Raw genomic sequence first — 8554 nt, 5'->3', positions numbered from 1 at the left:
TGGGCCGGCCCCCGCGAGCTGCGTGGGTTACTCCGGGCCGGGGGGTGTTACGCGGCGCCGCCGCGGGGGGTGTGCGGGCCGGCGCCCCCGGCCTCGGGGATCCGCCGGCGGGCGGGAAACGTTGGCGAATTCGTTGCGGTGGTGACGGGGTGCCGTGGATCAGAAGGACGGCAGCACGGAGCCCTGGTACTGCTCCTTGATGAACTTCTTCACCTGCGGGGAGGTGAGGAGCTTGGCCAGCTTCTTCACGCGCGGGTCGTCCTCGTTGCCCTTCTTCACGGCCAGGAAGTTGGCGTACGGGTTGTTCTTGGGCGACTCGAGGATGATGGCGTCCTTGGCGGGCTTGAGGTGCGCCTCGATGGCGTAGTTGCCGTTGACGACCGCGGCGTCCACGTCGTCGAGCGACCGCGGCAGCTGGGCGGCCTCCAGCTCCTTGAACTTCAGGCCCTTGGGGTTGGCGGTGATGTCCTTGGGGGTGGCCTCGTTGCCGACGCCGCTCTTGAGCTTGATGACGCCGTTCGCGTCCAGCAGCTTCAGCGCGCGGGCCTCGTTGACCGTGTCGCTCGGGACGGCCACGGTGGCGCCCTTCTTGAGCTCGTCGGCCTTCTTCACCTTGTGCGAGTAGAGGCCGAGCGGCTCGAGGTGCACGGTGACGACGGGCACGATGTCGGTGCCCTTCTTCTTGTTGAAGTCGTCGAGGAACGGCTGGTTCTGGAAGTAGTTGGCACCGACCGAGCCGTCCTGGGTGGACAGGTTCGGCGTGTTGTAGTCGGTGAACTCCTTGACCTCGAGCTTGAGGCCCGCCTTGTCGGCCAGGTGGTCCTTGACGTAGTTGAGGATCTCCGCGTGCGGGACGGGGCTCGCGGCGACGACCAGCGCGCCGTTCTTGTCGTCCGACGAACCCGGGGCGCCGCACGCGGCGGCACCGAGGGCGAGCGCTCCGGCGGCGAGGACGGTGGTGACGGTCTTGGTGGTGTTACGCACGAAAAGTGCCTTTCTTCGGGGACGCACGAATCCGCCGCGGGTGCGGAAGCGGAATTCGGGCGGGGTGGTACGGGGGTGATGGGGTGGGGGCTCAGGGGACCTTGGTGGGCTCCACGGTCTCGATCTCGGCGGGCGCGGCCCGCTGCTCCGGCACGGGCCTCCCGGCCCGGGACGCGCCACCGCGCAGCAGCACCAGCCGCGGTGCGACCGAGGAGCGGCCGCGGTGCGACAGACCGCGGGCGGCGAGGTCGCCCGCGAACTGGATGATGGCGATGACCACCGCGAGGATGGCGACGGTGATCCACATCAGCTTGGTCTCGAACCGCAGGTAGCCGTAGCGGACGGCGAGGTCACCGAGGCCACCGGCGCCGACCGTGCCGGCCATCGCGGAGTAGCCGATGAGCGCGACGATCGTGGTGGTCGCGCTGGAGATCAGCGACGGCAGCGACTCGGGCAGCAGCACCTTGCGGACGACCGTCCAGGTAGAGCCGCCCATTGACTGCACCGCCTCCACCAGCCCGCCGTCCACCTCGCGCACCGAGGTCTCCACGAGCCGGGCGTAGAAGGGGATGGCGCCGATGGCCAGGGGCACGATGGCGGCCTCGGGGCCGATGGTGGTGCCGACGATCGCGCGGGTGAAGGAGATCAGGGCGACCATCAGGATGATGAACGGCATCGAGCGGGCGATGTTGACGACCTGCCCGACGACCTTGTTCACCACCACGTTCTGGAGCACTCCGCCGCGGTCGGTGAGGACCAGCAGCACACCGAGCGGCAGTCCGCCGGCGACGGCGATCAGCGCCGACCAGCCGACCATGTAGAGGGTGTCCCAACAGGCCTGCTCCAGCAGGGGCTCCATCTCGGACCAGGTCACTTGGCGCCCTCCTTGAGCAGCGGGGTCGGGGTCGCGCGCGGGCCGTCGGCGATGGCCGCCACATCGACCTGGAGGCCCTGCTCCCGCAGGAAGCCGATCGGGACGACGTTCTCCTCGAACCGGCCGGGCAGCTCGATCCGCATCCGCCCGACCTGGTGGCCGCCGACGGTGTCCATGGCGGCGCCGAGGATCGAGATGTCGATGTTGTACGTACGGGACAGCTGGGAGATGACCGGCTTGGTGGCCGCCTCGCCCTGGAAGGTGACGTCCACGACCGTGCGGTCCTCGCCCGAGGGCACCCCGCCGACCGGGAAGAGCTCCTGGGCCAGCTCGGAGCCTGGCGTGGCCAGCAACTCGCTGACCTTGCCGGACTCCACGATCCGCCCGTCGCGCATCAGCGCGGCCGAGTCGCAGATCCTCTTGACGACGTCCATCTCGTGGGTGATGAGCAGCACGGTCAGGCCCAGCTGCTCATTGAGGTCGCGCAGCAGCTGGAGGATGGAGCGGGTGGTCTCGGGGTCCAGCGCGGAGGTCGCCTCGTCCGAGAGCAGCACCTTGGGCTCGCCGGCGAGCGCGCGGGCGATGCCGACGCGCTGCTTCTGGCCGCCGGAGAGCTGTGCGGGGTACGCCCTGGCCTTGTCGGCGAGGCCCACCAGTTCCAGCAGCTCCAGGGCCTTGCGGGTGCGCTCCTTGCCGGAGACGCCGAGGATCTCCAGGGGCAGCTCGACGTTGTCCCGCACAGTGCGCGAGGAGAGCAGGTTGAAGTGCTGGAACACCATGCCGATACGGCTGCGGGCCTGGCGCAGCGCGGGCCCCGCCGCGCGCCGGCCCCGGCCGGTCAGTGCGGTCAGGTCCTGGCCGGCCACGCTGACCGTGCCGGAGGTGGGGCGCTCCAGGAGGTTGACACAGCGGATGAGGGTGGACTTCCCGGCGCCGCTCTGGCCGACGACGCCGTACACCTCCCCCTCGCGGACATGCAGATCGACGCCGTCGAGGGCGGTGACCTCGCGGCCTCGTGAGCGGTAGACCTTGGTCAGGTCCGTGGTGGTGATCACAGGGTTTCCGTCACTGTTGAGTGCACGGCGGTTGGTGCCGCCGGGCACGGCTCGTTCATTTCGGAACGCGACAGGGTGGACCCGAGGGCATGCCCGGTGTGTGGGCGCGGTTCGGGTTCCGGTGACGCGGGGCGGCACGGTCCGGCGCGATGGGCGCACGGATCCGGCTCAGCGGGTCTCGCTTCGGGGCGCGAGGCTCAGCGGGGGCCCTCAGCAGTCACACATTCGACACCGACAACGAGCACCGGGCGCGGGAATCGCCTCGGTCGCAGGGATGCGGCAGCTCGTCGTGGTCATGGCTGCAAGTAAAACAGACACCGGTACGGACCCATCAAGCATGTCCGTATAACGGACGGTGCTGCTCGGTCCGTGGACGGTCGGCGGGGTGGCCGGGATCCGGTTCAGACCCGGCAGGTGATCTCCACTCCCCCGTCGGAGACCTGTGCGGACACGGCCGACAGGTCCTCGACCACGACATCGGCGACCAGCTCCGCCCGGTCGGTCGTTGTGGCCAATGCCACGGTCCGCATCCCGGCCGCGCGGCCCGCGGCGAGCCCGGCCGGGGCGTCCTCGAAGACCACGCAGCGTGCCGGGTCGACTCCGAGCCGCTCGGCGGCCAGCAGGAACGGCTCGGGGTGGGGCTTGCCACGGGTGATGTCATCGGCGCTGATCAGCGTCCCCGGCCGGATGGCCACCTCGGCGAGGCGGGCCTCGGCCAGCTCGCGGTTGGCGGAGGTGACCACGGCCCAGCGCCCGGCGGGCAGCCCCGCCAGCAGCTCGGCGGTGCCGGGGAGCAGCTTCACCCCGCCCGGTACGTCCTCCAGCTCCAGCTCGTCGATGCGCGCGCGGGCCCGTGGGGCGCGGTCGACGGGGAGCAGATCGGCGATGATGTCGTCGGCCGGGCGGCCGTGCAGCTCGACCCGGGCGAAGTCCTCCGCCGCGATCCCCTGCTCCTCGGCCCAGCGGGTCCAGCAGCGATGCACCGAGTCCAGGGAGGAGACGAGGGTTCCGTCGTTGTCGAACAACAGCGCGTCAGCGGAGATCTTCATGAGCCGCAGCGTACGTGGGGGTGGCGGAGGCCCTCGGGCACGGGGCCGAGCGCGGTGCGCCGGGCCGGGCCGATTACCCTCGTCCCATGCTTGTCACTCCCTGTGTGCGCCGCCGTCGGGTGCGCCGCCGCACCGCGCGGAGGTCCCGTTGATCGACGCGCTGACGGTCGCGCTCGGTGTGACCGCGCTCCTCCTCGCCGCGTGGTGCGGCTTCGCCGCCTACCGGGACCAGCCGACCAAGGACTGGCACTTCATCGGCATGGCCGTGGTGGCCCTGCTGGCGATCGTGCAGCTGGCCATAGGAGTGGTGCGGCTGGCGGGCGGGGCCGACCCCCAGCAGGGGGTGGCCATCTTCGTGGCGTATCTCATCGGCTCGGCGCTCGCGGTGCCGATCGCGGCGTTCATGTCGCTGACGGAGCGGACCCGCTGGGGGTCGGCGACGGTCTCCGCGGCGGCCGTGGTGCTGGCCGTGCTCGAGGTGCGGCTCTACGACATCTGGGGAGGCGTCGGTGGCTGATTCACGGGAGGCGTCGATGACCGAGGACTCGGCGGCCGGGAAAGCGGCCGAGAAGGCGACCGAAAAGGCGGCCGGAAAACCGGAATCCACTGCGCGCACCGGGCTCGGTCAGGGCCCGGGGCGGCTGCTGGTGATGCTCTACGGGGTCTTCACGGTGGCCGCCGCGTCCCGCTCGGTCTACCAGCTGATCGCGCAGTACCAGGAGGCCCCGCTCGCCTACATCCTCTCGGCGGTCTCCGCCGTGGTGTACGCGTTCATCACGGTCTCGCTGGTGCGCGGCGGCGAGGGCGCCCGTAAGGCGGCGATCGTCTGCTGTGCGCTGGAGCTGGTGGGGGTGTTGACCGTGGGCACCTGGACCCTCGCCGACCCGTCGGCCTTCCCGGACCAGACGGTGTGGTCCGACTACGGGATGGGCTATCTGTTCATCCCGATCTTCCTGCCGGTCACGGGCCTGCTGTGGCTCAGGAAGGCCCGCCGGGGCTGACCCCGGCGGGCCCGTGTCCCGCGTCCCGCGTCCCGCGTCAGGCGCTGGCGGCGTACGCGGCGGCCGTGGCGTCCTTCTCCAGGGTGACCAGGCTCAGTCGGCGGTTGACCTCCTCGGTGCCCACCTGGGCGTAGCCGTAGCGGCGGTACAGCCGCAGATTGCCCTCGCTGCGGTGGCCGGTGAACAGGCGGTACCGCTTGGCGGCCCGCTCCTCGGAGAGCCGCTCCTCGATCGCCGCGAGCAGCCGTCCGCCCAGGCCGTGCCGCTGCATCCGGGGGTGGACGATCAGCTTGGCGATGGCGGCGGTTCCCTTGTCGTCGACGACTCCGCGGACCGAGCCGACGACCTCCGCGCCGAGCCGGGCGACGAGCACACAGCCCTCGCTCAGCTCGGCGCGCAGGTCGTCGAGCGACTGCGTCAGCGGTTCGATCGAGAAGTCGCCGTAGAGCTCCGCCTCGCCCTGGTAGCACAGATACTGCAGCTTCAGGATCTGCTCGGCGTCGTCCGCGGTCGCCGCGGAGATGGTCACGCTCATGCCCATGTGCGCATGCCTCCCCTATGTCGTCAGTCCACCGGTCGCGGTGAGGGTGGGAGTGCGACCGGGGGTTCATGGCCTGGGTGGAGGCGCCGCGTGGTCGACGTCCGCCTCCGAGGCGCCGGTTGTCTATCGCTCCTTTCCCCATGGTTCAGGAGCCGCAACCTCCGCCGTGAGCATTCTGCGCAGGCAACCCAGACATCGGGAACGTACCGGGCCCAGACTGCCCTGTGACATTCCCAACTGACCGGCGATTTCGCGATACGTGGGATCCGTACGGGAGAGCATCGCCGTGAGCAGCGCGGGGCAGCGTCCGGGCAGCCGCCGCACCGCCGCGCGCAGCGTCCGGCGGGTCTCCGCGGCCAGCACGGCGTGTTCGGCCGGACGGGGCTCGGGGCCGCTGGGCGGGCCGCCGGCCACCGGGTCGTACGGCACCTCGCGGCGCGCCCGGCGCCTGACCCCGCGCACCTCGGCCCGGACGGCGCGGCGCAGCCAGCGGGCGGGGTGGGGCGGCGGTCCGGTGTCCCGGGTGCGTTCCAGCAGCCGCAGCCAGACGGCCTGTTCGAGTTCGGCGGGCTCGACGCCGACGCCGTGTGCCTCGGCCGCCGCTTCGGCGGCCAGCAACGGGCCCAGCTGCTTCACAAGGTCCATGCCGGGCGGGACGAGGGCCGGTCGTGGGGTGGTTGCCGGGTGACCGCGGTCTCACCCGACCGGGGAAGCGGCGGGGCCGCGCCTTGACGCTCGCGCGCCCCCGCCGCCGCCTCTCACGGACGGTTCACTCGCCTTATGGGCGGATCACTGGCCTTACGGACGGATCACTCGCCTCACGCGCGGATCACTTGCGGAAGTCCGCCGCCGCGAGCAGCGCGGTGTCCGCGTTGTCGGAGAAGATGCCGTCGATTCCGGTCGCGAAGTATGCCTTGAACGCCCCGAAAGCGTCACCGTAGGCGTTGGGGTCGGTGCCGCGGCGGAAGTCGGCCGGGAGGAAGGTGTTCTCATTGCGCATGGTGTACGGGTGCAGGATCAGCCCCGCCGCGTGCGCGTCCTTCACCACACTGGTAGGCGTGCCCAGCTTGCCGTCCGGCGTCCGGGGGATGATGACCGACAGATCGGGGCCGATGCCCTGGGCGTAGCTCGCGATCCACTTGAGCCCCTCGGGCTTGACCAGGTCCGCGACCGTCCGCGGGTCGTTCGCCTCGACGAAGTCCCAGGGCCGGCTGTCGATGGTGGACAGCAGCACGACGGACGGGGTGTCCACCAGCTTGCGCAGTCGCTGGATGCTGCTGGGCTCGAAGGACTGGAGGAACAGCGCCGAGTCCTTGCGGTGGCGGCCGTAGCGGCGGAGCAGCTTGGCCACCCGCTCCTCGAGTCCGAGGCCGAGCTTGCGGAAGTAGGTGGGGTGCTTGGTCTCCACGTACAGCCAGATCCGGCGGCCGCGCTCGCGGCCCTCGCGCTCGGCCCACTGGAGCACCTCTTCGAAGGTGGGCACCTCCCAGCGGCCGTCGTAGAGGGTGTTGCGCTGGCGGTTGCCCGGGATGCGCTCCTTGGCGCGCAGCGTCTTCAGCTCGGCGAGGGTGAAGTCCTCGGTGAACCAGCCGGTGAGCTTGGTGCCGTCGACCGTCTTGGTGGTCTTGCGGTCGGCGAACTCCGGGTGGGCGGAGACGTCCGTGGTGGCCGTGATGTCGTTCTCGTGGCGGCAGACCAGATGGCCGTCCTTGGTGGGGACCAGGTCCTGCTCGATGATGTCCGCGCCCATGTCCAGGGCGAGCTGGTACGAGCCGAAAGTGTGCTCGGGCCGGTAGCCGCTGGCGCCGCGGTGGCCGATCACGGTCGGAACCGGCAGCTCATGGCCCCGGCCGGACGCTCCCGCGGCCGCGTCCGGCGCGGTCCGCGTCTCCGCGGCCGTCGCCGTGCCCGCACCGCTCAGCGCCATCGCTCCCGCGCCGAGGGCCGCGGCCCCCAGCAGGGCGCGCCGTCCGGGCTTCTGCTCCCGCTCCATGCAGCACTCCTTGATGTGGTGTTCAACACCTGTCAAATCCAGTCAGAGAACGGCCTGATGGTAGGCGTGGGCGGCTTTCCTACGGGAGACATCGGGCGAAACGTGTGGGGAACGGGGGTCAACACCGCGTACGGACCGCATACCAGGTGGGTGAACCTGGTGTGCGCCGGAGCGCGACCGGCGAGTATCGTCCTCATCGGCGCTCGGGTGCGGTACGAGGTTGACGGACCGTACACGGTTGCGTCCCAGACCTTGACCCCGACCGGAGGGCCCGTGTCCCGATTCGCGTTTCTGAAGGCAGTACTCGGTCCGCTGATGCGCCTGATGTTCCGCCCACGGGTCGAGGGGGCCGAGGGCATTCCGGGCTCGGGCCCGGTGATCCTCGCCGGGAACCATCTCACCTTCATCGACTCGATGATCCTGCCGCTGGTCTGTGACCGTCAGGTCTTCTTCATCGGCAAGGACGAGTACGTCACGGGCAAGGGCCTCAAGGGCCGGCTGATGGCCTGGTTCTTCACCGGCGTCGGCATGATCCCGGTGGACCGGGACGGCGGACGCGGCGGTGTCGCGGCGCTGATGACGGGGCGCCGGGTGCTGGAGGAGGGCAGGGTCTTCGGCATCTACCCCGAGGGCACCCGCTCCCCCGACGGCCGCCTCTACCGCGGCCGCACCGGCATCGCCCGCCTGGCGCTGATGACCGGCGCGCCCGTGGTGCCGTTCGCGATGATCGGGACCGACCGGATCCAGCCGGGCGGCAAGGGGCTGCCGCGGCCGGGCAAGGTCGAGGTCCGCTTCGGTGAGCCGCTGGAGTTCACCCGCTACGAGGGCATGGACCGCGACCGCTATGTGCTGCGGGCCGTGACCGACGAGGTGATGAGCGAGGTCATGCGGCTGTCGGGGCAGGAGTACGTGGACATCTACGCCACGAAGGCGAAGTCGGCCGCGTAACGGCTGACGCCTGATGTTTCGGGCGAACCCCGGGGGGGGCGGGTGCGGCGCCGCCCGGCGGGGGGGTGGGGGGGGCGGCGGTGTCTCAGCGGCGGCCGGGGGGGTGGGC

The 8554-nt window shown here is 70.9% G+C and carries 10 protein-coding genes; 3 read left to right on the top strand and 7 right to left on the bottom strand.

Annotation, left to right across the window (positions count from 1 at the left end; genetic code table 11):
- Positions 1–159: 159 nt before the first annotated feature.
- The 4 genes from ACFXB5_RS08645 to ACFXB5_RS08630 all read right to left on the bottom strand — a co-directional run bounded on the left by ACFXB5_RS08645 (position 160) and on the right by ACFXB5_RS08630 (position 3962).
- Positions 160–984, bottom strand: a complete 825-nt coding sequence (locus ACFXB5_RS08645) for a MetQ/NlpA family ABC transporter substrate-binding protein (RefSeq protein WP_385204151.1) — start codon at positions 982–984, stop codon at positions 160–162.
- A gap of 91 nt (positions 985–1075) precedes the next feature.
- Positions 1076–1858 carry a methionine ABC transporter permease gene (locus ACFXB5_RS08640; protein ID WP_201854615.1) on the bottom strand — a complete coding sequence of 261 codons (783 nt, stop codon included), beginning with the start codon at positions 1856–1858 and terminating at the stop codon, positions 1076–1078.
- A complete protein-coding gene (locus ACFXB5_RS08635) occupies positions 1855–2913 on the bottom strand; it encodes a methionine ABC transporter ATP-binding protein (RefSeq protein ID WP_385204147.1) in 1059 nt (352 codons plus the stop codon). The genes ACFXB5_RS08640 and ACFXB5_RS08635 overlap by 4 nt, the downstream gene beginning before the upstream one ends.
- 401 nt (positions 2914–3314) lie before the next feature.
- Entirely contained in the window at positions 3315–3962 is a 648-nt protein-coding gene (locus ACFXB5_RS08630) for an HAD-IA family hydrolase (RefSeq protein WP_385204145.1), read from the bottom strand.
- 148 nt (positions 3963–4110) lie between these two features.
- Here ACFXB5_RS08630 and ACFXB5_RS08625 point away from each other — a divergent pair, with 148 nt between their 5' ends.
- Together ACFXB5_RS08625 and ACFXB5_RS08620 are read left to right on the top strand one after the other, a co-directional pair.
- A complete protein-coding gene (locus ACFXB5_RS08625; protein ID WP_385204142.1) occupies positions 4111–4479 on the top strand; it encodes a hypothetical protein in 369 nt (122 codons plus the stop codon).
- A gap of 16 nt (positions 4480–4495) precedes the next feature.
- Positions 4496–4963: a hypothetical protein gene (locus ACFXB5_RS08620; protein ID WP_385204261.1), complete on the top strand. Its 468-nt coding sequence runs from the start codon at positions 4496–4498 to the stop codon at positions 4961–4963.
- Positions 4964–5000: 37 nt separating this feature from the next.
- Here the strand turns inward: ACFXB5_RS08620 and ACFXB5_RS08615 are convergent, their stop codons facing one another.
- The 3 genes from ACFXB5_RS08615 to ACFXB5_RS08605 all read right to left on the bottom strand — a co-directional run bounded on the left by ACFXB5_RS08615 (position 5001) and on the right by ACFXB5_RS08605 (position 7497).
- Positions 5001–5504 (bottom strand): GNAT family N-acetyltransferase, encoded by a 504-nt coding sequence (locus tag ACFXB5_RS08615; RefSeq protein WP_385204140.1) that lies wholly within the window; start codon positions 5502–5504, stop codon positions 5001–5003.
- A gap of 123 nt (positions 5505–5627) precedes the next feature.
- On the bottom strand, positions 5628–6149 hold the full coding sequence (locus ACFXB5_RS08610; RefSeq protein ID WP_385204137.1) for a sigma-70 family RNA polymerase sigma factor: 522 nt from the start codon (positions 6147–6149) through the stop codon (positions 5628–5630).
- 184 nt (positions 6150–6333) lie between these two features.
- Positions 6334–7497, bottom strand: a complete 1164-nt coding sequence (locus ACFXB5_RS08605; protein WP_385204134.1) for a glycerophosphodiester phosphodiesterase — start codon at positions 7495–7497, stop codon at positions 6334–6336.
- A gap of 315 nt (positions 7498–7812) precedes the next feature.
- Here ACFXB5_RS08605 and ACFXB5_RS08600 point away from each other — a divergent pair, with 315 nt between their 5' ends.
- Positions 7813–8445, top strand: a complete 633-nt coding sequence (locus ACFXB5_RS08600; protein WP_166484177.1) for a 1-acyl-sn-glycerol-3-phosphate acyltransferase — start codon at positions 7813–7815, stop codon at positions 8443–8445.
- Positions 8446–8554 lie beyond the last annotated feature (109 nt).

The organism is Streptomyces sp. NPDC059455, assembly GCF_042750115.1.
In the GTDB taxonomy this organism is placed as follows: Bacteria; Actinomycetota; Actinomycetes; order Streptomycetales; family Streptomycetaceae; genus Streptomyces; species Streptomyces endocoffeicus.
Note: the sequence above shows the minus strand (reverse complement) of the source record. Positions and strands in the feature narration are given on the sequence as shown.

What these genes read in the sequence shown, in the direction of transcription:
- ACFXB5_RS08630 (WP_385204145.1), bottom strand. Translation starts at nt 3,962, where the DNA reads ATGAAGATCTCCGCTGACGCGCTGTTGTTCGACAACGACGGAACCCTC.
- ACFXB5_RS08620 (WP_385204261.1), top strand. Translation starts at nt 4,496, where the DNA reads ATGACCGAGGACTCGGCGGCCGGGAAAGCGGCCGAGAAGGCGACCGAA.
- ACFXB5_RS08615 (WP_385204140.1), bottom strand. Translation starts at nt 5,504, where the DNA reads ATGGGCATGAGCGTGACCATCTCCGCGGCGACCGCGGACGACGCCGAG.
- ACFXB5_RS08610 (WP_385204137.1), bottom strand. Translation starts at nt 6,149, where the DNA reads ATGGACCTTGTGAAGCAGCTGGGCCCGTTGCTGGCCGCCGAAGCGGCG.
- ACFXB5_RS08605 (WP_385204134.1), bottom strand. Translation starts at nt 7,497, where the DNA reads ATGGAGCGGGAGCAGAAGCCCGGACGGCGCGCCCTGCTGGGGGCCGCG.
- ACFXB5_RS08600 (WP_166484177.1), top strand. Translation starts at nt 7,813, where the DNA reads ATGCGCCTGATGTTCCGCCCACGGGTCGAGGGGGCCGAGGGCATTCCG.